Consider the following 20,927-nt stretch of genomic DNA (forward strand, 5'->3'; position numbering starts at 1 on the left):
GCCCTTCTAAAGCAGTATTAGGGAGTGAGTCGCGTGTGAACCGCTCGGCGCGATGGCGGCCGCGCACGAACCTCAGAGTGACAGGAACGCTATACGACAGGGCGGCGGCTCAGCGAAGCGGTTCCTCGCGGACAGTCGCCGCGTACCGCTCGCCCTCGAACAGCACTTCCACGTCGGTTCCCGGTTCGGCGTACTCCGGCGGGAGGTAGGTGTAGGCGACGCAGGCCCCGACCGAGTAGCCGTACTCCGCGCTGTGGACGTACCCCAGCGTCTCGTCTTCGCCCGGCGCGAACACCGGTCGGTCGTCGAGGATGGTGACATCCGGGTCGTCGAGCGTCAGGCAAGCGACCTCGTGGCGGATGTTGTCGCCGTTGGCCGCCGCCGCGACGGCCTCCTTGCCGATGAACTCCGTGTCGAGGTCGACGGCCCACCCCAGTCCGGCCTCGTAGGGGTTGTGCTCGGTGTGGAGGTCCACGCCCCACAGGCGGAACCCCTTCTCGATTCGCAGCGAGTCCAGCGCGCCGTTGCCGTACGGCCGGATGTCGTACTCCGCACCGGCTTCCATGACGTGTTCCCAGAGGCGTTCGCCGTATTCGGAGGGGGTGTACAGCTCCCAGCCGAGTTCGCCCGCGTAGGACACCCGCAGGGCCGTCACCGGGATGTTCTTCACGAAGAACTGCTGGCTCGTGAAGAACGGGAAGGCGTCGTCCGAGAGGTCAACGTCGGTCACTTTCGAGAGGACGTTCCGGGCGTCTGGACCGGTACACACCATCGCCGCGAGGCTGGAGGTCACGTCGTTGACGACGACGCCCTCGGGGGACTGGTGGCGGACCCACGCGACGTGGTTGTTCCCCACCTCCCGACCGGTCGTCAGCAGGAGGTACCGGTCCTCGCTAGTTCGCGTGACGGTGATGTCCGCGCGGACCCCGCCGCCCTCGTTGCACATCAGGGTGTAGCGCACGTCGCCCACGTCGAGGTCCATGTCGTTGGTACAGAGCCGTTGGACGAACTGGTCAGCCTCAGCACCCACGACCTCCATCTTGTTGAACGGGGTCATGTCGTGAAGGCCGACCTTGTTGCGGACGTGGAGCGCCTCCGCGCCTTCGAGGGGCGACCAGTAGACGCCCTCCCAGCCGTCGCGGTCGGGAATCTGGTCTTCGTACGCCGCCAAGAGGTCGGCGTTGGACTCGAACCACTGTGGGGCCTCCCAGCCAGCCTCCGCCCACATCTCGGCGTCGTACTCTTTGTGGGTGTGGTACATCGGCGTCCGCCGGATGTCCCGTTGTTTGTCTTCCCACACCCACTTGGGGTGCATGATGTTGTAGACGATGCGGTACTCCTCGGCACCGATGTCCCGCGCGAAGTCCCACGACCCCTCGTGTTCGTCGAAGCGGTTGACGTTGCAGTGAGACACGTCCATGGGACCGTCGTCCAGTTTGGGGATGCCGTTCTCCATCCACTCGGCCATGGCCTTCATCGCGCCGCCAGCGTGCGTGACCCAGATAGCCGCCGCCGTCCAGAGCCCCTCCAGGTCACGGACGGGACCCATGACCGGAAGGCCGTTGGGCGACTCGGCGAACATCCCGTTGTACTTGTGTTCGAGTTCCGCACCTTCTGTCGCCGGGACCAGTTCGTTACTGGCCTGCCGCGGGGCCTTGTGCGGACGGTCCGGGTGGGTCGCGTTGTCCATGTGGAAGTCCGTGAACTCGTGGACGGAGCCCTGCTCGCCGTCGGGGTCGTTCCCCCCGAGTTCCTGCGGGTCGGGGACGATTGGCTCGTGATTGTACGAGCCGATGCCGTAGGCGTCCCCGTGGGTCCGGTAGTACATCGCATTGTCTTGGTCCCGAAGAATCGGGCGGTCCGGCCCGACGAGCAGCCGTTTGGCCTTCTCTCCGGAGACGTTCTCGTAGTTCTCGAACAGCGGGTGGTCGGTGATGTCCACGGCGCTGTCGGCCATCTCCGAGAGCGACTCGGTCATCGTGTACTGGTGCTCGACTGGCGTCACCGGGAGGTGGACGCCGAGTTTCTCGCCGAGTTGTCGCGCCCAGATGTTCGTCGCCACCACGACCTCCTCGCACTCGATGGTGCCGTTCTCGGTGACGACTGCCTGCACGGAATCGCCCTCGGTCTCGATGTCCTCCGTGCGCGTATGCGGGACGAACTCCGCGCCCCGTTCCATCGCTTCGCGGGCCAGCGCGTCGCAGGCGACGACCCCCGAAACCTGCCCGTCGGTCGGCGAGTAGTAGCCACCGAGAATCTGGCTCTCGTCGACCAACGGGAGGTGGTCGGTCACCTCCTCGGGCGAAAGTATCTGCGGGTCCTCGATACCCCACGCCTTGGCGTGTTCGACCCGCCGCTGGAGGAACGCCATCCGCTCTTCGCTCCGGGCGACTTCGATGCCGCCCACCTCGTTGTACGCTTGCTGACCGTCTGCCCCCTCCAGTTCCGAGTAGAGCTTTCGACTGTAGTCCGCGAACTGGCTGAGTTCCTTCGGTTCGGCCGTCTGGAACATGATGCCCGGCGCGTGGGTCGAGGACCCGCCCGTTGTCGGCATCGGCCCTTGGTCGACGACCACCACGTCCTCGCGCCCGAGTTGGGTCAACTGGTACGCGAGGTTGCAGCCGACGATCCCTGCGCCGACGATGACTGTATCGGCCTGAGTCGGCACGCTATCGGTTGTCTCCATGAGTATGAAACGAACTGGCTGTGGCGGCCGCATATAGTTATCCCCTGTGCCGACGTGACTCCACAACACATCTACCAAATGTCACGTAGAGGGATGAATAACAACGGTAGCGTTGTGAGAGAGTCCGATATTCGCCCGATTTATGGCGATTGTGACAGTTTCGGTAGTGTCTCGTGACTTGTTGGTAAGAAGTCATATGCGCCTGTCACGCAACTTCCCGACCGCATGGTTCAGTCAATCCAACTCGAAACAGCAACGGAACTCATCGCCGCCGCCGAGTCCAGAGCCGAAGAGATAGAGAACCCGATGGTCATCGCCATCGCCAACAGCGAGGGGAACCTCGTCGCTCAGCACCGCATGGACGGGGCGTGGCTGGCGTCGGTCAGCATCTCGCGTAACAAGGCCTACACGGCCGCCGCGCTAGAGATGCCGACGCACGAACTCGCCGAACCGTCCGAACCCGGCAACTCCCTGTACGGTCTCCAGTCCACAGACGAGGGCCGTCTCGTCATCTTCGGCGGGGGCTATCCCCTCGAACGCGACGGGGAAATCGTCGGCACCATCGGCGTCTCGGGCGGCGCGGTCGAACAGGACCGCGACGTGGCCGAGGCGGGCGTCGACCGCTGGGAGGAACTGACCAAGTAGCTACGTCGCTCGGGGGCCGGGGTCACGCTCGGCGACGGCGTCCAGTAAATCGACCAGTGCGGCGGCCGCGTCGTCGAGCAGTTCCGCGCCCAGTTCGGCGCTCCCCTCGCGTGGGTCGCCGACGACGCCGTTCTCGGTGAACTCGTGGGAGTCGAACGCGAGGTTCACTCGCCCCTGCCAGTCGCCCCAGCGGTCGCTCCCGCCCGCGGCGGCCTCCTCCAGTCGGTCCTCGCGAACCGTCTCGGGGTTGGCGTGCTGGAGGAGTGCGGTCTCTAGCGGGCCGCCGTGGCCCATGTTCACCTCGGCGTCGACCTCGTCGAACCACGTGAAGGGGACCGCGTAGGCGTCGTCGTGGCGGACGATGCGGCCGCAGACCTCGCCGAGTGCGGAGACGTTGCCGCCGTGGCCGTTCACGAGGACGACCCGGTCCCAACCGTGGGCCGCGAGGCTCCCGACGATGTCGCGCACGTATGCTCGAAACGTCGACTCGGACGTCCACAGCGTCCCGGTGAACGCTCTGTGTTCCTCCGCGACCGCCACCGGGACTGCCGGGGCAACGACGACGGGGGCCTCGTAGCGCTCGGCGGCCGCGTCGGCGACGGCTTCGGCGTTGAGCGTATCGGTACCGAGCGGCGCATGCGGGCCGTGTTGCTCCGTGCTTCCGACCGGGAGCAGAGCGAGGTCGGTGTCGACCTCGTCCATCTCCGTCCACGTCGACCGTGTGAGGTGCATGTCCGGTGGGTCGCCGTGGACCCCGATAAAGCTCCCTCCCGAGTTTTTTCAAGGGCGCGCGCGGGGAGGGCGTATGGAGTACGAACCGGTCACACACGCGACGACCGACCGCACGCTCGGCCGCCTGCCCTCGGGTGCCGAAGTGACGGTCACGGTTCACCGGTACACCGGCGGCCCGGGGCCGACCGTGTACGTGCAGGCCGCCCAGCACGGTATCGAACTGAACGGCCCGGCCGCGCTCCGACGCCTCCACGGTCGGCTTACCGAGGCCGTCCTCGCCGGAACCGTGGTCGTCGTTCCGGTGGTGAACCCGCTGGCTTTCGACCACCGCTCGTACATGACCCCGTCAGAGTACGACGTTCTGAACCCGAACTTCAACCGGGTTTGGCCGGGCGACGACGACGGGAGTCTCCAGGAGCGACTGGCCGCTCGACTCTGGGACATCGTCAGCGAGGCCGACGCGGCCGTCGACCTTCACACGGGGACGGCGGACATGCTCGAGCACGTCCGGGTCTGCAGGGACCACCCCGAAGCCCGACGCCTCGGCGAGGCGTTCGGCACGGCGTACCTCCTGACCGACGAACTCGAAACGACCGGCGAGGACTCGTTCAGCGGGACGTTCCGGGCCGCGGCGGCGCACGAAGGCATCCCGGCGGTCACGGCGGAACTCGCCAACAGCCGTCGGGTCGCGCACGCGGCAGTCGAGACGGGTACCGACGGGGTCCAAAACGTGCTCCGGACGGTCGGCGTCCTCCCCGACGAACCCACGGATTCACCGGACCAGACACTGCTTCACGACGAACCGGACGCGACTCGGGCGTCGGCGTCGGGGCTGTTCGAGCCACGGCCCGAGGTGCGCGTCGGCGACCACGTCGAGGCCGGTGCGGAGTTGGGCGACATCTACTGCCCGGCGTCTTTCGAGCGGCTCCAGACCGTCACCGCAGAGTGCGGCGGCGTCGTCTACTCGCTCCCCCGCGGGGCGGCCGTTGTCGCGGGCGAACGCCTCGCGAGCGTCGCCCGTCCGGTCTGAGTGTGTTTGTCCTGTATCCTCTCCGCTTTTGAATGGGTTGAGTATTCCGCATGTAAGTCTATGACACACAATGTGTCATAGATAAACAACCTCATGGGCCTCCAAGAATCGTTCGATGTCCTCACTCGCGTGGTCGAGCAGTTCGAATCCCGTGGCCGGTCAGTCCGAAACGTGGAGGTCACGACAGACACAGAACACGCCGGTGCGCTCGCCGTCGAGTTGACCGTCCCGGTGTCCCTCTGTGCGGCATCAAGCGGGACGCTCGATACGTCGCTCACACCGGAGCAGGCGTCGCTGACGGGGAACGGCGGCCTCTCTATCACGTTTTCCGTGTCGGACTTCCTCCCGGAACCAACCGACCCCGACACGGTGGTCGCAACCGACGAGCGGGCGGTCCACGTCGACGACGGCGAACTCATCATGACAGTCGGATTTCGTATCGAGTCCGTCGACGGGAGCGGGTCGGACGGCCCGACAGACGAGACGGCCACCCGGAGCGCGGACGGCGATGTGACCGCCGAGGAGGCACAGACGGAGACGACTGCGACCACCGAGAATGCGGACGGCGACGACCCGCTGGGTGCCCGACTCGCGGCGGCCCGCTCCGCGGACGTGCCCGCCTACGACGACACCGACTACCTCCGCGTCCTCTACGAGTCCTGCGAGACGTTCACCGAGATGAGCGACCGCATCGAGATGGACGTCGCGGCCGAGACAGTGCGACGGTACATGATCGAAGCGGACATCCACGACCCGACCACTTACGACACGACCGAGCACGCGTCCGACGACGAGGAGACGGAGTCGCCAGCCGTCGAAGACGCCGACACCGCGACGTCGGCGGTCGCGGTCGAACCCGTTCCGGACGAGCAGTTCGTCACCGACGGCATCGGTCTCCCGGAGGGCGTCACCGTCGAGGACATCGTCGACGCCGTGGTCAATTCGACGGCCGTCTACGAGGTCCAGCGAACCCTCGACGTCGACCACGACCGGACCCGGGACCTCCTCAGACAACTCAACGTCTTGGACCTCGTGGTCCACCGCATCGACGGTCCGGAGCGACCCGCCTCGAAGAACGAAGTGGTAAAACGCATCCGGCAGTGCGCTGTCAGCAAGCCTGCCTCACCCGGTACATAAACGGGTTGGTAACAGCACCCACAAGCAAAAGTGACTCCACCGCTACTTTCAGACAAGAAATGGCTCTGAAATCCCGCGTCTCCGGAACGCAGGAAGGTGTCGAGACGCTCCTCGCGAACGCGCGATTCGAACTGATGCCGTTCGAGAGTTTCGACGAGGAGATACAACACCTCCCATCGGGGGCCACTATCGCCATCACCACCTCGCCGCAGTTGGGCATCGACCGGACCATCGAGAAGACGGAACTGGCCGTCGAAAAGGGGTTCGAGGTTGTCCCGCACATCGCCGCCCGCTACGTCGAGGACCGTGACCACCTCGCGGACATCGCCCAGCGCCTCGTCGACGCTGGCGTCACGGATATCTTCGTCCCCGGCGGCGACCGGGAGGAACCCGCGGGCGACTTCGAGTCCGCCTACGACCTGCTATCGACGCTCGACGGGATGGACTACGAGTTCGACGAGGTCGGCATCACGGGCTATCCCGAGGGCCACGATTTCCTCGACGACGAGACGCTCGCCGAGGCCATGCAGAAGAAAGAACCGTACGCCACCTACATCGTCACACAGCTCTGTTACGACCCCGACACCGTACTGGCGTGGATAGAGGACATCCGTGACCGCGGCGTCGAACTCCCCGTCGAAATCGGCATCCCCGGCGTGATGAAGTACCAACGGCTGATGCAGATTTCCCAGAAGGTCGGTGTCGGCGACTCCATCAAGTTCCTCAAGAAGACGACCGGCATCCTCGGGTTCGTCAAGCAACTGGTCGGCTCGCGGGGGACGTACGAACCCGACGCCCTCGTCGACGGCCTGGGCCCGTACGTCGACGACGACGCGTACGGCATCCGCGGCATCCACATCTACACCTTCAACCAGACGCCCGACACCGAGGACTGGCGACACGGTCGGCTCTCGTAGTCCCCGGCGAAACGCAACCCGTTTTTGAACGGTGGGGAACTCGCTACCGCAGTCGACGGCTCCGCGGGTGGAAGTCCGCCGAATGTCTGCTCTACGACCGAGCGTGGCCGTTAGACTTCCAAAACGAGCAAAGTCGCCTCGCAGAGTCGATACCCCCAAGTTGTAGGAGAGGTAATAATACCATTCGGGTTGAAGTTACTGGGGAGATGTACCGAATACTGGTTCCAGTCGATAGAAACGCGGACCGAGCGATGCAGCAGGCGAGATACGTTTCCGCCCTCGACGGAGACAGTGGAGCAGTCGAGGCAACGGTCCTATACGTGTTCCCGCCTGGTAGAGCCAGTCGAGCGGGCGAACTGAGGTTCGACGAGATCGATTCGGCCGTCGACGCGGCCGACTATCTCGAATCGAACGGCGTCGACGTGACCCGGCGTGTCGAGACCGGTGGTGCCGCTCAAGAGATTATCGATACCGTCGAGAAACGGGATAGCCACGAAATCGTCATGGGCGGTCGAAAACGCTCGGGTGTCGCGGCGGTGTTACTAGGGAGCGTCGTGCAGGACGTGTTCCTCTCTGCGGAGCGTCCGGTCACGATTACTGGGTCAGAGATGAGGTTCAGCAACGGACGGCGCAACGTGGTCGTGCCCGTCGACCGTGACCGCGAACGCGCCCGGCGGCAGGCCGAATACGTCGCCGGGTTGCCGCTGGCGACCGAGAACGTTCACGCGACGGTGCTGTACGTGTTCCCACATCAGGACTACACCGGCGCGCCGAAACACGAGTTCGGCGAGATTCGCGCCGCAGTCGACACGGCCGAGTTCCTCGAAGAACGAGGTGTCGCGGTCGAGCGGACGGCTATCGGCGGCGAAGTCGAACGGAAGATACTCGCCGTCGCGAACGACCGAGACGCAGACAGCATCGTCATGGGCGGGCGAAAGCGGAGCGGCGTACAAAAAGTAATCATGGGCAGCACCGCACAGGACATCCTCCTGTCGGCAAATCAACCCGTCACGATTACCGGGTAGGCCCGTCGCCGGAACAGTCCGGAGAACGGGGTGCTGGGCCGACCGCCCGAATCAGTCGTCGGTACTCTCGGCTTCCGCGCGGGCGTTGAGTTTCGCCTGCTCGCGCGCACTCGGGTTGACCGACTCTTTGAACGGCACTTTCGCCACCGTCGCGAACACCGGTTCGCCGGGTTCCTCGGCGTACTCGTCGGGGAGATGGACTTGGAACTCGAGGTTCAGGTCCTCCTCGTAAATCTCGTCGTTGAGCGGCGTGTCCGTGACTTCCTGCAGTTTGTCGGCGGGAACGAAGCCCATGCCGATGTTGGTCTCCAGGTCCGGGTTCCACCACGGCGAGGTGAGGTAGCCACACTCTTCGCCGGTATCGGGGTCGGAGATAATCCAGAAGTCAGGCGCGTAGTCGCGGATGGGTTCGCCAGCCATCTTGAGGCCGATGAGTTTGTGTTCGAACGGGAACTCGCCGTTCTCGATGAGTTCCGCCTGGCGTTCGAGTTCCTCCTTGCCGATGTAGTCGGCCTCCTTGTCGTCGGGCACCTGATATCCGAGGTTGACCTGGAACGGGGAAGTCTCGTGGTCGAGGTCTTGGCCCCAGGACATGATACCGGCCGCGATGCGGCGGTGGTGCCCCGGCGCAATCTGGCGGCCGCCGTGGTCCTTGACGCTCGCCATGACTGGGTCCCAGACGCGCTCGGCGTACTTCGAGGCATCCTTCACGTAGACCTCGAAACCTTCCTCGCCGGAGAAGCCAGTCTGACTGATGAGGACGTCGACGCCGTCGATTTCGGCGTCCATGAGGCCGTAGTAGGGGATGTCTTTGACTTCCTCGCCGACGACGTCGACCATCACGTCGAGGGCCTTCGGGCCCTGGATCTGCATCGGTGCGACGTCGATCTCGTCGATTTCGACGTCGAAGTCGTTGTCGACGTTGACACCCTGGAGCCACTGCATCAGCGTCGAGTCGGAGATGGAGAACCAGAACTCGTCCTCCTCGGGGCGCAGCAGGACCGGGTCGTTGAGTACGCCGCCGTCCTCGTTACAGAGGATGACGTACTTCCCGTCCATCGCGTCCATGGTCGTCACGTCTCGGGTGACGACGTAGTTTGTCAGCGCTTCCGCGTCGGGCCCCTTCACGCGAATCTGGCGCTCCACGGCGACGTCCCAGAGCGTAACGTCGTTGGTCAGCGCGTCGTACTCCTTCATCACACCGCCGTCCTCGTCCTCGATGAGACCGCGGGGGTGATAGAGTCGGTTGTAGACGGTGGCACGCCACGCCCCCTCCTCGTTGAAGGACTTATGGAAGAACGGTGATTTCCGGACGCGAGTCGAGACAAGCATCTCGATGCCGGGGTCGCCAGTCTGACGCAGGTTCCGTGGAACCGTCCGGTCGGACTGGTCGATACTCGGGTGGTTTGGGTGTTCCTCGTTACCGGACATGCTTGTAGAACATATCTGCAATTGCTAATAAAAGATAGCCCGGATAACAACATCCATTTTTATACGCGGTACCGGCTGACCGACGGCCCAATCCACCGCAACGAGATTGGCTACATCGACGAGCGAGCGTAGGTTACGATGTCGAACGACTCGTGCCGGTCACGGTCGACCGCCCGCCAGCGTTCCCAGTCGACAGACGGGAACGTCGTATCGCCCTCGTATGCATCGTCGAGTTCCGTCAGGACGAGTTCGTCGGCGACCGGGAGGAACTGTCGGTACACCGACCCGCCGCCGACCACGTAGGCGGTGTCAGCGTGGTGACGCCGGACCGCATCGCGGGCGGCGGGAACGGACTCCACCGCAGTCACGCCGTCCGGCAGGCACTCCGGACGCGTCGTCAACACGACGTTGTCCCGGTCGGGAAGCGGTCCGCCAACGGCATCGACTATCGTCTCGAACGTCCGTCGACCCATGACCACCGGATGACCGATGGTCGTCTCCCGGAAGTGTGTCAGGTCTTCGGGGAAATGCCACGGAACGCCACCATCCGCACCGATGACACCGTTAGCGGCCACGGCGGCCACGAGCGATATTTTCATCGGCATGAACCTAGGGCTCCCTCCGAGTTAGTTTTTCGACCCGCGCTGGACGCCGCCTGGTCTCCGAACTGTCACCGTTCGGACTCATATATGACAGAACTAAGCGTATATCGGCCGGACTGTGTGAGTGTACCACGCAAATATGAACATAAGTATCCAGATATAACGATTAAATGAGAGTGAAGTGCGCGAAAGTAGCGGCGAATTCGGTCCACTTATCGCTATCCACGGCGTAATAGATGTATGGAACCGACCCTCACGTCACCCGGGCCCGACGCCGCCCACGCCTTCAGCCTCGGGCTGAAAGCTGGCGCGATAGTCGGTCTCGTCACAATCGGGGCACTGTACTGGTTCGGCATCATCGAATTGCTGTTCGCGGGATACGCGCTCCTCTGTCTGTTTCCCGTCTACCTCATCTTCGTCGCCGCCGGGCTGAGCGTCTGGCTGGGGTACGACAAAGACGCGACGGCACTTCGCCCGGTGTATCGACAACAGTAGCCGTTACTCCTCTTCGACGTCGATGATAGTCGCGCCCACGAGATTGCGCATTCCCCGGCGGAGCCGCCCGCTCATCGCCGTCGAGGAGAGGTCCATCTCCGCCGCCACCTCGTCCAACGAAATCTCTCGTGGTTCGCCGAAATACCCCTTCCGGTAGGCCGTCTTCAGCGCCGCCATCTGCTCGTCGGTCAGGCCGTAGGAGGTATCGGTTCCGGCGTCATCGTTGCCGTAAATCTCGATTATCTCGAAGGACATGTCGTTGTCCGTGGCGAACTCCCAAATGGTGTTGAGCGCCGCCCTGTTCGGAAGCAATAGGCGCGCGAGCCACCCGTTGCCCTTCGTCTCCGTGTTGACCAGGAAGCCGTTGACTTCCGTAACGGGGGTACTGATGAGCAACGTCTCCGACGTGTGGGCGATGTAGTAGATACCGGTGTCGTCTGTCCAGTCGACGAGTTCGTACCCCTCGACGGTCGGGTCGTCGTCGAGATGTGATTCGAGTTCCGCCCGGTCGTGATACTCGATGAGGAACGGGAAATTGGTCGCCCCGGGTGCGGTGGTCCCTTCCGTGATGACCCGGATATTGACGTCGCTCAGCGTCCGTAACGTCGGGACCAGAGCGAGGTTTTCGTGCTCGATGTGTATCTTCGCTGTGACAGACATAGCGGACTTCCGTGTTCGTGGCGGAGCACCCCGTCGCTGCCCCGCGATTCCTTACGAACGGTAGATGGTGGCCGTATAATAGTGTTTACCATTTGCTAGGCGTTGTCAAATCTGTGACAGCCGGTCCAGTCGAACACGCACCTCGACCTATCGCCGCTCGTACTTGCTGAGCGTCTGTCCAGTCATGCAGAAGAACTCGGTCGCACCGACGGCGTCACCGGCCGCGACGGCGTCGGCGACGCCGTGGGTGAACACCTGTTCACCGCTCTCGGCGTCCAACTGTCCGATGGTCGCGGCCTCAGTACCTGTCCAGAGGGCCTCTCCATCGCGAACCAACACGTTGACCGCCCCGTCGAGTTGCGTGCGCCACCGTCGTGACCCGTCGGCGGTATCGACGGCGTACACGGCGTTGTCCTCTGCACCGACAAACAGGGTCCCGGGGGCATACTGGTACCGCGACGGGCTATCGAACGGTTCGAACCGCCAGCGCTTCGTCCCGTCGGGGGCGAGGGCGGTGATACCGTCGCGTGTCGGAGCGTACACGCCGTTCTCGTCGGCGAACATTCGCCTTGCGCGATACGGCGTGCGACTGATGTTTTCCCACTGAACGTCGTGCGGGCCGACGCGCCACGTCCGGGTTCCGTCCGATAGCGAGTGGGCTTCGATGCGGTTGTACGTCCGCAGATAGAGGCGGTCGTCGTGGACAGCGACGGCCGACACCGGGTCCCCGTTCGCCGTTTCGATTGACCAGACTTCGGTACCCGTCATATCCAGCGCGTACAGATACGTCGGATCGTACTCCGATTCGCCGACGGCCCCGACCGTCCTGCCGCCGGTCTCTCCAGCACCGACGATGAGGCGGTCGCGTTCCGTCACAGCGAGCGGAACCGTCGTCAGACCCGTCTCTGCTTCGAACGTCCATCGCGTCGACCCGTCCGACTGCGAGAGGGCATAGAGCGTGCCGTCATCGCCGGGCGCATAGACCGTCGACGCGGTCACCGCGGGGAGCGTGAACAGCATTGAGGTGTCAGTCGTCCACGCCACCGTGCCATCGGCCGCCGACACCGCACTGATGCCCTCTAGCCCGCCGACGATGACGGTGTCCCCGTCGGGTGCCACTCGAACGACGTTGGTCCGCCCCGACAGGTCCGTCGCCCACGCTTCCCCGAGTCCGCTGGGCGTGTCCGTGTCCGCGTTCGTCGCCGCGTTCTCGTCGATGGCTGTCGCCGCTGCAGCCTCCGTCGTTCCCGGCGGCGCGTCGGTTCCGCTCGCGGTCGGCGTCGCGTCGCCGGTCCCCGTGCGGAGACAGCCAGCGGAGACGGCACCTGCGAGCAGGCTGGCGAAACCGCGTCGCGTCCAGCGATGGGGTTCGGACCGAGCCTCTGATTCCTTCCCAGTCATGGCAGTGAGAGTGCGTGGATGCGCGCGTCGCTAGTCGTCACGAACGCCGTCTCGCCGACGACAGCCAGTCCGCCGTCGCGGTCTCCGACTTGTGTCCCGTCGAGTGCAAGGTCGCCCACTGTCGCCGCCTCGCCGCTGTCGATGTCGAATCGGTAGAGGGTCGTCCCCGAGAGGAACCAGAACGTCCCGTCGCCGAGGTGCGTGGCGTCGGGGGTCCCCGGACCGACCGTGGTCCGTACACGTGTCTTTCCCGTCTGGCCGTCGATAGCTTCGAATTTCCCACCGCGGCTGACGACGATATCGTCGTCCGTGCTACCGTAGAGCCGTCCGATTCGCGAATCCGTGACCTCCCGACGCACCTCGCCGGACCGTGCGTCGATGACCATGTGGTGTGACCCACCGTTGTACGCGAGACACGTCCCACCAGCGACGGCGACGCTCGGGTTGGCGTTCGCGTCCTCGATATTGCGCTCGACGTACCACAGTTCCTCGCCCGTGGCGGCGTCGAAACCAGCGAAGGCCCACGGTGGTGCCCCGTGATGGCCGGTCGGGTGGAGCCCCACGCACACCGTGTCACCGTCGTGGTCGACCACGACGCGCGGTTCCTCGCTCGTCGCCAGCCACCGACGGTCACCGGTGACCGGGTCGAGGGACCTGAGGCCGCCCTGTATTCCACACTGATACACTGTGTCGGCTGCGGCGGCCTGTTCACGGGTCCCGTTCTCGAATCCGGACTTCCGGTACGTTACCGAACCATCGTTGATAGCGACCCCCAACTGTTCCTCGACTCCCGCCGCGACGGCGACGCCGTCGACGACAGTCAGGCCCTTGTCTAGTTCCGTCTCGCTGTTGGCGGACCACTGCTGTCGGCCGGTCGTCGCGTCGAATCCGTACACGTGCCGGTCGAGACTGGTCGCAACGACGGTCCCGTCAGCGACGACTGGCCCGGCGACGAACGGTGCGTTCGCGCTCGCACGCCACGCCGCCCCAGACGACTGGTTCGCAGTCGAGGTGTTCGTTCGCGCCGCCTCGGTTTCTGTTGTCGTCTCGTCGCTGGCTCCGCCTGACTGCGCCGTCTCCCGTTGCTCGTCGGTGGCAGTCGTCGCCGGTTCGGTGAACTGTAGACAGCCACCCGTGCTGACCGCGGCCGCGAGCGCAGTGAGATAGCGGCGTCGACTCGTCGGCGGAGCGGAGTCGGTGCGTCGCACGAAATTAATCCGCCCGTTTGGCACCTGCCTGAACGGCCGCGTAGACGGTTTCTGGGTCGTTCACGCTTTCTAACCGGAGGGTACCCAACCCTCGGTTCATCGAAATCGTCCCGTAGCCCAGCACCGACTGGATTCGGTTTTGCGTCAGTTCGTGGCTCCGCAGTTTGTCGAATCTGACGCCCTTCGAGTGGGTCCGAAACAGGAGTTCGTACCGTTGTTCGACGTGATCATCGGTGACAACGTACGTCGTTCGGACGAGGACGAGCGTCCGAATCAGGAACCGGACCGTCAGTATCAGCCCGAGGAGCAGGACGACGATCGCCCCCGTATTCGTGATGTCCGGCGATCCGAGTGCTTCTGGGTTGAGTTGGAGGTAGCCGAACACCCCGAGAGTGAGCAAGAGGACGACGCCGAGGCGAATCAGGGTGGGTTTCGTCGTCGGGTTCGTTCTGAGCACCACGGTGTCTTCGGTGGTCGATTTGGCCGTTGCGTCCGGGGTCTGTGGGTCTTGTCGTGACATGTCAAGCGAATCCGAATGTGTACGCGAGGATAGAGCCGGTGACGTAGACGAGCGGCGAGAGCGCGACGGCGACCACAGCGATAGCGGCGTTGCTCCGCGTCGCGCGGTGGTTTATTCGCGCGCCGAGGTACAGCGAGAACAGGTAGTACAAGAGCGTAATCACGAGTATCGCCAGTATCCACTCCCCTTCGGTCGAGAGCGTGTTCACGCCGAGCGACTCAGGTCGACCTGCGGGCAGTTCCAGTCCCGCCCCGACCGCGTCGATAATAGCGTAGACGAACGCGGCCTGCAGGTTCCGAACGAGTTCGCGAGCGCCGCTCACGCCCGCCTGATTCGTGAGGTACCACACTGCCGAAAACGTCGCAACGAGATACGCGCTCGTGGTGTAGACCACCGTGTGCATGCTCTGGACGATACCCTGCGAATCGCGGACGATGAGCACACCGGCGTGAAACGTGACTAGCGTGATGAGCGTCGCAATCGAGATGTACAGGCTGTTCTGAACGAACGCCGACAGCACCCGCCAACTGGCCGTCGGGTCGATACCGTACGCGCTGACGAGGTTCCCGAAGTTGCTCGGCGCGGATTGCGTCGACTGGATACCGATACCAGCCAGCGTCAGCGGAATGGCGTACGCGATTAAGTTGACGAAATACACGGCGAGGAGCGACCCCAACTGGCGAATCACGCCGAGTCGAGAGGCCCCGTACGAGTCCGTCTGAAACTCGACGAATCGGTGTGGGCGGAACACCGCGTCAAACGCACCCCGCAATATCGCGCCGACCCCTCTAACAGCCATACGGTATCCATTCTTATCGTAGGTGTATACCTTATGGTTTCGTTGTAAATTTTGAATGGTCTGTTTTTAGTATCGACAATTACACTGTTCGGATATGACTTCGCGCGCCGGGAAACTACCACTCCTCGTAACGGTGACTGTGTCGCTCTGGACCGCAGGCCTCGTTCTCGCGTTCCTGCTCGATATCGTGCCGCTACTCAATCTCGTCTGGGTCTGCTGGGGTGCTTCGCTGGTCCTGTTACCCATTATCGTCGTCGACGGGCGGCGCACGGGGGCGTTTTCCTGGCCAGTCGTCGTCGGCCTGCTTCTTCCGGGCCTCAACCTGCTGACCGGGACTGCCTACGCCCTCTCACAATTTCGTCGACGACACGGCCGGGCCGGTGACCGGCACGGACTGGTGTTCTTCGTCGGCGTCTTTTCGGCCGTTCTCGCCGTCGTCGTCGCACCGTACCTGTTCGGCATCGTCGCTCTCGCCTCTGGCTATCTGGTTCGCCAGCGCTACAGCGCCCGCGAAGGGGCCCTCTTGCTCACAGCCGCGGGCGTCACCACGTTAGTCGGCTTAGCGGTGAACGTGGTCGTGTTCTCGTTCCTGCGCCCCGGTCCGGTCCTCTAGACCGGCCCTCGCGAATCGTGCCAAGCACGACAACACCTGTCCAACCGTTTTGCGTGGTCCGACCGTCGACCGTCTATAGAGGTCGGTAGCCGCGGTGTTCTCCGCGACGTGGTCAGGCGTCGTGGAGCCGGGGATGACGGTCGTCACAGCCTCGAAATCGAGGATCCACCGGAGGGTGAACTGCGCCATCGTAACGTCGTCGGCAAACGAGTCGCCGGAGGTCGGCAACGGCGTCCAGGCCAGCCTCGAACGGCACTCCAGCGACCGTCTCGCCACCTTCGCCCCCGACGCCAGCGGTCACACCTTCCTCAGCGGCCGTCCGCCGGTAGTCGTCGGGGTCGAAGTCTTCGACCCCGTCGAAGGCGTCGGTGGGCAGCCCCGATGCGAGAGGTACACGGACGATAATCCCGACGTCTTCGGCGACGGCCCGCTCGAAAAAGTGCTCGGCGGGACGCTGACGGAACGGATTGAAGATACTCTGGACCGATTCGATCACGTCGTATTCGATCGCCTTCATTGCCCACTCGACCTTTTCGACACTGAGGCCAGCGTGGGCTATCTCGCCCCATGGAAACGCGGTCTGTCTCGTCTGGGAACAGACGCCAGCTAGCCACGGCAAGGAACCTCGCGCGGCCTGTCCGGTGCCAGTCATCGCGACCATCGTGGATACCACTCCACGAGATCGACGGCCCAGCGCACGTCCGGATCAGCCAGGCATGAATCTTCACCGCCTGCGCGCGCCACCAAGGCCAGTCGCACGCGGGCGGCGTAGGTCAGCACAAACTACGGCGAAGACGGAGGCTCGAATAGACTGCTAGATAACAACCCAAAGCGTCAGAGATGAACGTGGGACGGGACCATCCACGGGTCAGCGCTCCGTTCGAGTTCGAAGCCAACCTTGTTTTCGAGGTGGTTCCCCACATATCGGGAGTTATGTTTAGATATTTAGTTACTTTCCGTTTATTCCCATCTATATTAGACCTGAATGTGGTCAATAGAGAAAGTCTGAATTTATAATTACCTGTATCTGGACAGTATTGGCCTATTTGGCTCTGTAATGAGTGGGTAGGTGCTTCCCTACGGCCGGGACGCGCCCTTCTGAGCTGACGGACCTAGGTCGAGCTCGTCCACGTGCTCGTCGTACTGGCTTTAGTGTATATTAAATCATAGTTCGAATGATCGGACGAGAAGGATGCACTGGTGTCAGAATGAGACAGTGTTATCCGTCGCTTCTCGATGTATTGATAGGGGTCGGTATCACGCTCGGCGACATCAACCCGTTGGTCGAGACCACGACTCAAGAGTACGATCGTATCGATCTCTTCGTGAACTACGCCGACTGCATACCTCTTACCCATATTGTAGAGGCAGGCCGATAGGTGTTCCAGACGACGATTGGTTTGAACCTCAGCGGCCTCATCAAACGGACCACATAACTGGACTTTCCAAATAGCGTTGAACTATAGTAGCTTTTGACCGTAGTCAGAACGGGCCATGAACGTTACCAACATGCCATCCGCAGCGAGGAAAGAATCTGATCATCCAGTGCAGGTTGGGTCACCTTCCGACCGGGAGAGCGAACCAAGTTCCACGCCCACGCCGAGATCCAAATCCTCTACGTCACCGAGGGCACCGGTATAGTCGGCAATCGCGATGAAGAGTTCGAGGTATCGGCGGGCAATCTGGTGGTCTTCGAACCAGGCGAAGAGCACTGGCACGGCACCGCCGAAGGCGCAGACGACCACTTCAGTCATCTCTATTTCCTCGCCGAACCAGACGACAGCGAACTAGACATTCAGGAGGCCCCCTGAATGGAGTACACGACACTTGGCTCGACCGGCCTGGAGGTCTCGAAAATCTGTCTCGGGTGCATGAGCTTCGGTTCCTCGGAGTACCGTGACTGGCCACTCGACGAGGACGAGAGCACTGAGATTATCGAACGGGCAATCGACCTCGGTATCAATTTCTTCGGCATCGCCAACGTCTACTCGGAGGGCAACAGCGAACGCGTCCTCGGTAACGTCCTCTCGGAGTACGACCGCGACGAGCAAGTCGTCGCAACCAAGGTGTTCTTCTCGCCACTGTTTTTCGCGGACGACGAGGAGTCCCATCCAAACGCGTCGGGACTCTCTCGGAAAACTATCGAGCAGGAACTCCAGAACTCGCTGAACAGGCTTGGAATGGACACAGTAGACCTATACCAGTACTACTTTGTCTACCACGGCGTTCGACCCACACATGGGCGGAACCGAGAGTCAGGGTAAAGCCAGGAGTTCGATTTGGGGTCGTTTCTCTGCGGTCGGCTTCCACTGTCTTATCTGGTCTCTCGTGTTCGTCGTGCTCCTGCCGATCAGTTGGCCATTGCTGTTATCTTTACACGCAGTCCCATCCACGACTATCCTCGACCGTGGCGTCACGTGGTGGCTCCGGGGGATCCAGTTCGATGCCTTCGCAGTAACGGTGTTTCACACACCGTTCCTCCGACTGCTTTCCAACAGCGTAATTGTTTCCACCGCAGCAGCGTTCCTCAGCACTGCCCTCGCGGTGACCAGTGCCTACGGGATCAATCGCTTCGATTTCGCCGGGCGTCGATTCTTCGCAGGTTCGCTTCTGGTACAACTAATGGTCCCAAATATCGTGATCGCTATCCCGCTGTTACTCATTTTCAGGACTATCGGCTTGTTCAACAGCCATCTCGGCCTCGTGATCGCGTACGTCGCTTTCACACTCCCGTTCATGACGTGGCTGCTCCTCCCTATATTCTCGAATATCCCGACCTGGCTCGAAGACGCCGCACGAATCGACGGTTGTTCGCGCCTCGGTGCGTTCCTCTGGGCGTTCCTCCCGGCTGCTAAACCCGCCCTCGCGGCCGCGTTTACGTTCGCCTGGGTTATCTCGTACAACGAACTGCTCTTTGCAGTGATCTTACTCAACGATCCCGCAAAGCGCACCCTTCCTGTCGGATACAGTTATGGCGTTGGCGATATCGGTGTTGCGTCGCTGCTCGCTTCATTCCCGGCCCTCCTGATCTTCGCGGTTCTGTGGCGCTACTTTTTACAGGGTGACCTAAGACGACTTGCCGGCTGAAGGTCATGGAATCCATCGATAAGGGCTGCTTTCGACAACTGGCATCCTTGCCGGAGTCACTCGACAGAGGTCTCTCTGCGTGTACAAGTAGTAGTCTCCGAGACACCCGACCGAGAGACCAAAGCCCTCCGGGCGGCTGTCTCTATCCGATGCCGCGAGACGGACTCCCACCACTCGGTCTGGGGACATACTCCGACGACAACCGAGAACAGTGGCGTGACAACGTCCGGATCGCTCTCGATGTTGGCTTCTATCCTCGGTAACTCCTCATTGATGCCGCTTTTTCCGCTGCGAAGTTTCGAACTCGCTGTTTGATATTGTCGATATCGACGGGTGCATAATAATCTCCCGGCGGTCATCGCTACGGGTAACAGTCTGGCATGCTTCATTCGTTTCCAAAAAGGAGGCAAAGAGGTCTGCAACGTCGGGATTATCGAGATAGCTCTCGAGACTGAATGACACCTTCTACAGAGGAGACACAATTCAGGGTTCGGAACCGGCCGTAACTTTGTGGAGGCGGGGTATCGGTAGTCACGGCTCTTCTGGACGGTCGAGATCTCCCATTAAATGGTGGGAAGTGGGTGGTGGTCACGTCGGTGACTGAAGAGATTGACAAGATCTCTCACCACGACTGACACGGTAGAACCAAGCAACCGATAGACTGTGTGTCGTTCGTGGTATGAGCACGGTTACATCGCCAGAGTTTAGCTGAGGGTTGGGCATGTCAGACAATCCACAGCGAAACGACTGCTTACTTCTACCAACTGAATCGTCATTTTGTTAGTTAAAATAAGTTCCGGTTCTGCTCGGAGACTAAGCGCGCATCTGTGACGTTGAATGCGACCGGTTTCCTCGAATTTTATCTCACAGACTAAACCACCAGTAGGCTTTTGTTGACGGCCAGCGGCCAATTTATCATGGAGTACACGACGTTAGGAGAGACTGGTACAGAAGTCAGTCGCATCTGCTTAGGATGTATGAGTTTCGGTAGCGAGGAACCGTGGATGCTTGATGAAGACGAGTCCCAGGAAATCATTGACCGCGCTGTGGAGCTGGGTATCAATTTCTTCGACACGGCCAACGCCTACTCGGCGGGGGAGAGCGAGGAGACCCTTGGTCGTGCACTAGACGAGCGTGACCGAGCCGAACAGGTCGTCGCGACGAAGACGTTCTTCCCTGTCGACGAGGATGGCCCCAACCGGAGTGGGCTCTCGCGGAAAGCCATCGAACAGGAATTGGCGGCGTCGCTGGACCGACTCGGGATGGATACTGTCGATCTCCTGCAGATACACCGCTGGGACGACGAGACCCCTATCGAAGAGACGATGCGGACGCTTGACGACGCCGTCCGCCGTGGTGATGTGCGCTATCTTGGTGCCTCCTCGATGTTCGCTTACCAACTCGCCGCCGCGCAAGAGACTTCGCGGAGTCAGGGACTGGAGCATTTTGTCGCGATGCAGAACCACTACCATCTGGCGTACCGTGAAGAAGAACGTGAGGTACTGCCCCTCTGCCAGGAGGAAGGTATCGGCGTCATCCCGTGGGGTCCGCTGGGACAGGGCTTCCTCACCCGCCCACTCGAAGAATTGCAGGCGACCACCCGTGGCGACCCGGAGAATCATCACAACCCAACACCAGAGTACGGGGCCGGTGGCGGCCAAGAGATCAACGAGCGCGTCCAAGAACTGGCCGCCGACTACGGTGTCTCGATGGCGCAGTTGTCGCTGGCATGGCTACTGCACAAGGAGTGGGTGACCTCGCCTATCGTCGGGACGACGAGCATCGAGCATCTGGAGGAGGCTGTAGAGGCAGTGGAGATAGATCTCTCCGATGCTGATATCGACTATCTCGAAGAACCATACGAACCGCTGGCGATCATCGGCCATGAGTAACGGGTACTCCGCACGAGGACCTCACAACTATACTCTCGCAGTTCGAG

The 20,927-nt window shown here is 62.2% G+C and carries 19 protein-coding genes and 3 pseudogenes; 12 read left to right on the plus strand and 10 right to left on the minus strand.

Going from position 1 to position 20,927, the window contains the following annotated elements; all coding sequences use genetic code 11:
- Window positions 1-109: 109 nt before the first annotated feature.
- The gene (locus NJQ44_RS17755) at window positions 110-2,686 is read right to left on the minus strand and encodes a GcvT family protein (RefSeq protein WP_254274551.1); all 2,577 of its coding nucleotides are present in this window, start codon (window positions 2,684-2,686) and stop codon (window positions 110-112) included.
- Between the two features lie 225 nt (window positions 2,687-2,911).
- Between NJQ44_RS17755 and NJQ44_RS17760 the strand changes: the two genes are divergently transcribed.
- Entirely contained in the window at window positions 2,912-3,331 is a 420-nt protein-coding gene (locus tag NJQ44_RS17760) for a GlcG/HbpS family heme-binding protein (protein WP_254274552.1), read from the plus strand.
- Here NJQ44_RS17760 and NJQ44_RS17765 read toward each other — a convergent pair whose 3' ends face one another.
- A complete protein-coding gene (locus NJQ44_RS17765) occupies window positions 3,332-4,063 on the minus strand; it encodes a creatininase family protein (protein WP_254274553.1) in 732 nt (243 codons plus the stop codon). It lies immediately after the preceding gene.
- A 73-nt stretch (window positions 4,064-4,136) separates the two neighbouring features.
- On the opposite strand from NJQ44_RS17765, the gene NJQ44_RS17770 reads away from it, so the two are divergent.
- The 4 genes from NJQ44_RS17770 to NJQ44_RS17785 all read left to right on the plus strand — a co-directional run bounded on the left by NJQ44_RS17770 (window position 4,137) and on the right by NJQ44_RS17785 (window position 8,172).
- Complete coding sequence (locus NJQ44_RS17770; protein ID WP_254274554.1) at window positions 4,137-5,093, plus strand: succinylglutamate desuccinylase/aspartoacylase family protein; 957 nt, start codon at window positions 4,137-4,139, stop codon at window positions 5,091-5,093.
- Window positions 5,094-5,186: 93 nt separating this feature from the next.
- Window positions 5,187-6,230: a DUF8073 domain-containing protein gene (locus NJQ44_RS17775; protein ID WP_489146251.1), complete on the plus strand. Its 1,044-nt coding sequence runs from the start codon at window positions 5,187-5,189 to the stop codon at window positions 6,228-6,230.
- A gap of 59 nt (window positions 6,231-6,289) precedes the next feature.
- The gene (locus tag NJQ44_RS17780) at window positions 6,290-7,147 is read left to right on the plus strand and encodes a methylenetetrahydrofolate reductase (protein WP_254274556.1); all 858 of its coding nucleotides are present in this window, start codon (window positions 6,290-6,292) and stop codon (window positions 7,145-7,147) included.
- 206 nt (window positions 7,148-7,353) lie between these two features.
- Complete coding sequence (locus tag NJQ44_RS17785; protein ID WP_256557228.1) at window positions 7,354-8,172, plus strand: universal stress protein; 819 nt, start codon at window positions 7,354-7,356, stop codon at window positions 8,170-8,172.
- A gap of 51 nt (window positions 8,173-8,223) precedes the next feature.
- Here the strand turns inward: NJQ44_RS17785 and NJQ44_RS17790 are convergent, their stop codons facing one another.
- Entirely contained in the window at window positions 8,224-9,603 is a 1,380-nt protein-coding gene (locus NJQ44_RS17790) for an aminomethyltransferase family protein (RefSeq protein WP_254274557.1), read from the minus strand.
- A 110-nt stretch (window positions 9,604-9,713) separates the two neighbouring features.
- Window positions 9,714-10,202 carry a dihydrofolate reductase gene (locus tag NJQ44_RS17795; protein WP_254274680.1) on the minus strand — a complete coding sequence of 163 codons (489 nt, stop codon included), beginning with the start codon at window positions 10,200-10,202 and terminating at the stop codon, window positions 9,714-9,716.
- 243 nt (window positions 10,203-10,445) lie between these two features.
- On the opposite strand from NJQ44_RS17795, the gene NJQ44_RS17800 reads away from it, so the two are divergent.
- Window positions 10,446-10,700 carry a hypothetical protein gene (locus tag NJQ44_RS17800; protein WP_254274558.1) on the plus strand — a complete coding sequence of 85 codons (255 nt, stop codon included), beginning with the start codon at window positions 10,446-10,448 and terminating at the stop codon, window positions 10,698-10,700.
- Window positions 10,701-10,703: 3 nt separating this feature from the next.
- Here NJQ44_RS17800 and NJQ44_RS17805 read toward each other — a convergent pair whose 3' ends face one another.
- The 5 genes from NJQ44_RS17805 to NJQ44_RS17825 all read right to left on the minus strand — a co-directional run bounded on the left by NJQ44_RS17805 (window position 10,704) and on the right by NJQ44_RS17825 (window position 15,288).
- Window positions 10,704-11,360, minus strand: coding sequence for a helix-turn-helix domain-containing protein (locus NJQ44_RS17805; protein WP_254274559.1), 657 nt, complete (start codon window positions 11,358-11,360; stop codon window positions 10,704-10,706).
- Window positions 11,361-11,507: 147 nt separating this feature from the next.
- Complete coding sequence (locus NJQ44_RS17810; protein ID WP_254274560.1) at window positions 11,508-12,761, minus strand: outer membrane protein assembly factor BamB family protein; 1,254 nt, start codon at window positions 12,759-12,761, stop codon at window positions 11,508-11,510.
- On the minus strand, window positions 12,758-13,969 hold the full coding sequence (locus NJQ44_RS17815; protein ID WP_254274561.1) for an outer membrane protein assembly factor BamB family protein: 1,212 nt from the start codon (window positions 13,967-13,969) through the stop codon (window positions 12,758-12,760). The genes NJQ44_RS17810 and NJQ44_RS17815 overlap by 4 nt, the downstream gene beginning before the upstream one ends.
- A gap of 4 nt (window positions 13,970-13,973) precedes the next feature.
- Complete coding sequence (locus NJQ44_RS17820; RefSeq protein WP_254274562.1) at window positions 13,974-14,489, minus strand: PH domain-containing protein; 516 nt, start codon at window positions 14,487-14,489, stop codon at window positions 13,974-13,976.
- Between the two features lies 1 nt (window position 14,490).
- Entirely contained in the window at window positions 14,491-15,288 is a 798-nt protein-coding gene (locus tag NJQ44_RS17825; protein WP_254274563.1) for a hypothetical protein, read from the minus strand.
- A gap of 94 nt (window positions 15,289-15,382) precedes the next feature.
- Here NJQ44_RS17825 and NJQ44_RS17830 point away from each other — a divergent pair, with 94 nt between their 5' ends.
- On the plus strand, window positions 15,383-15,901 hold the full coding sequence (locus NJQ44_RS17830) for a hypothetical protein (protein ID WP_254274564.1): 519 nt from the start codon (window positions 15,383-15,385) through the stop codon (window positions 15,899-15,901).
- Window positions 15,902-15,979: 78 nt separating this feature from the next.
- Here the strand turns inward: NJQ44_RS17830 and NJQ44_RS17835 are convergent.
- A pseudogene (locus tag NJQ44_RS17835) lies at window positions 15,980-16,466 on the minus strand (aldo/keto reductase); the annotation flags it as partial.
- A gap of 1,045 nt (window positions 16,467-17,511) precedes the next feature.
- Between NJQ44_RS17835 and NJQ44_RS17840 the strand changes: the two are divergent.
- From NJQ44_RS17840 to NJQ44_RS17860, 5 genes and pseudogenes are all read left to right on the plus strand, one after another.
- Window positions 17,512-17,712: a cupin domain-containing protein gene (locus tag NJQ44_RS17840; RefSeq protein WP_254274681.1), complete on the plus strand. Its 201-nt coding sequence runs from the start codon at window positions 17,512-17,514 to the stop codon at window positions 17,710-17,712.
- A pseudogene (locus NJQ44_RS17845) lies at window positions 17,713-18,111 on the plus strand (aldo/keto reductase); the annotation flags it as partial.
- A gap of 28 nt (window positions 18,112-18,139) precedes the next feature.
- Window positions 18,140-18,988, plus strand: coding sequence for a carbohydrate ABC transporter permease (locus NJQ44_RS17850; protein ID WP_254274566.1), 849 nt, complete (start codon window positions 18,140-18,142; stop codon window positions 18,986-18,988).
- Between the two features lie 149 nt (window positions 18,989-19,137).
- A pseudogene (locus tag NJQ44_RS17855) lies at window positions 19,138-19,239 on the plus strand (aldo/keto reductase); the annotation flags it as partial.
- Between the two features lie 666 nt (window positions 19,240-19,905).
- On the plus strand, window positions 19,906-20,880 hold the full coding sequence (locus NJQ44_RS17860; protein ID WP_254274567.1) for an aldo/keto reductase: 975 nt from the start codon (window positions 19,906-19,908) through the stop codon (window positions 20,878-20,880).
- Window positions 20,881-20,927: the final 47 nt, after the last annotated feature.

This window comes from Haloarcula marina (assembly GCF_024218775.1).
Lineage (GTDB): Archaea > Halobacteriota > Halobacteria > Halobacteriales > Haloarculaceae > Haloarcula > Haloarcula marina.

What these genes read in the sequence shown, in the direction of transcription:
- NJQ44_RS17755 (WP_254274551.1), bottom strand. Translation starts at nt 2,686, where the DNA reads ATGGAGACAACCGATAGCGTGCCGACTCAGGCCGATACAGTCATCGTC.
- NJQ44_RS17760 (WP_254274552.1), top strand. Translation starts at nt 2,912, where the DNA reads ATGGTTCAGTCAATCCAACTCGAAACAGCAACGGAACTCATCGCCGCC.
- NJQ44_RS17765 (WP_254274553.1), bottom strand. Translation starts at nt 4,063, where the DNA reads ATGCACCTCACACGGTCGACGTGGACGGAGATGGACGAGGTCGACACC.
- NJQ44_RS17770 (WP_254274554.1), top strand. Translation starts at nt 4,137, where the DNA reads ATGGAGTACGAACCGGTCACACACGCGACGACCGACCGCACGCTCGGC.
- NJQ44_RS17775 (WP_489146251.1), top strand. Translation starts at nt 5,187, where the DNA reads ATGGGCCTCCAAGAATCGTTCGATGTCCTCACTCGCGTGGTCGAGCAG.
- NJQ44_RS17780 (WP_254274556.1), top strand. Translation starts at nt 6,290, where the DNA reads ATGGCTCTGAAATCCCGCGTCTCCGGAACGCAGGAAGGTGTCGAGACG.
- NJQ44_RS17785 (WP_256557228.1), top strand. Translation starts at nt 7,354, where the DNA reads ATGTACCGAATACTGGTTCCAGTCGATAGAAACGCGGACCGAGCGATG.
- NJQ44_RS17790 (WP_254274557.1), bottom strand. Translation starts at nt 9,603, where the DNA reads ATGTCCGGTAACGAGGAACACCCAAACCACCCGAGTATCGACCAGTCC.
- NJQ44_RS17795 (WP_254274680.1), bottom strand. Translation starts at nt 10,202, where the DNA reads ATGAAAATATCGCTCGTGGCCGCCGTGGCCGCTAACGGTGTCATCGGT.
- NJQ44_RS17800 (WP_254274558.1), top strand. Translation starts at nt 10,446, where the DNA reads ATGGAACCGACCCTCACGTCACCCGGGCCCGACGCCGCCCACGCCTTC.
- NJQ44_RS17805 (WP_254274559.1), bottom strand. Translation starts at nt 11,360, where the DNA reads ATGTCTGTCACAGCGAAGATACACATCGAGCACGAAAACCTCGCTCTG.
- NJQ44_RS17810 (WP_254274560.1), bottom strand. Translation starts at nt 12,761, where the DNA reads ATGACTGGGAAGGAATCAGAGGCTCGGTCCGAACCCCATCGCTGGACG.
- NJQ44_RS17820 (WP_254274562.1), bottom strand. Translation starts at nt 14,489, where the DNA reads ATGTCACGACAAGACCCACAGACCCCGGACGCAACGGCCAAATCGACC.
- NJQ44_RS17825 (WP_254274563.1), bottom strand. Translation starts at nt 15,288, where the DNA reads ATGGCTGTTAGAGGGGTCGGCGCGATATTGCGGGGTGCGTTTGACGCG.
- NJQ44_RS17830 (WP_254274564.1), top strand. Translation starts at nt 15,383, where the DNA reads ATGACTTCGCGCGCCGGGAAACTACCACTCCTCGTAACGGTGACTGTG.
- NJQ44_RS17850 (WP_254274566.1), top strand. Translation starts at nt 18,140, where the DNA reads ATGGGCGGAACCGAGAGTCAGGGTAAAGCCAGGAGTTCGATTTGGGGT.
- NJQ44_RS17860 (WP_254274567.1), top strand. Translation starts at nt 19,906, where the DNA reads ATGGAGTACACGACGTTAGGAGAGACTGGTACAGAAGTCAGTCGCATC.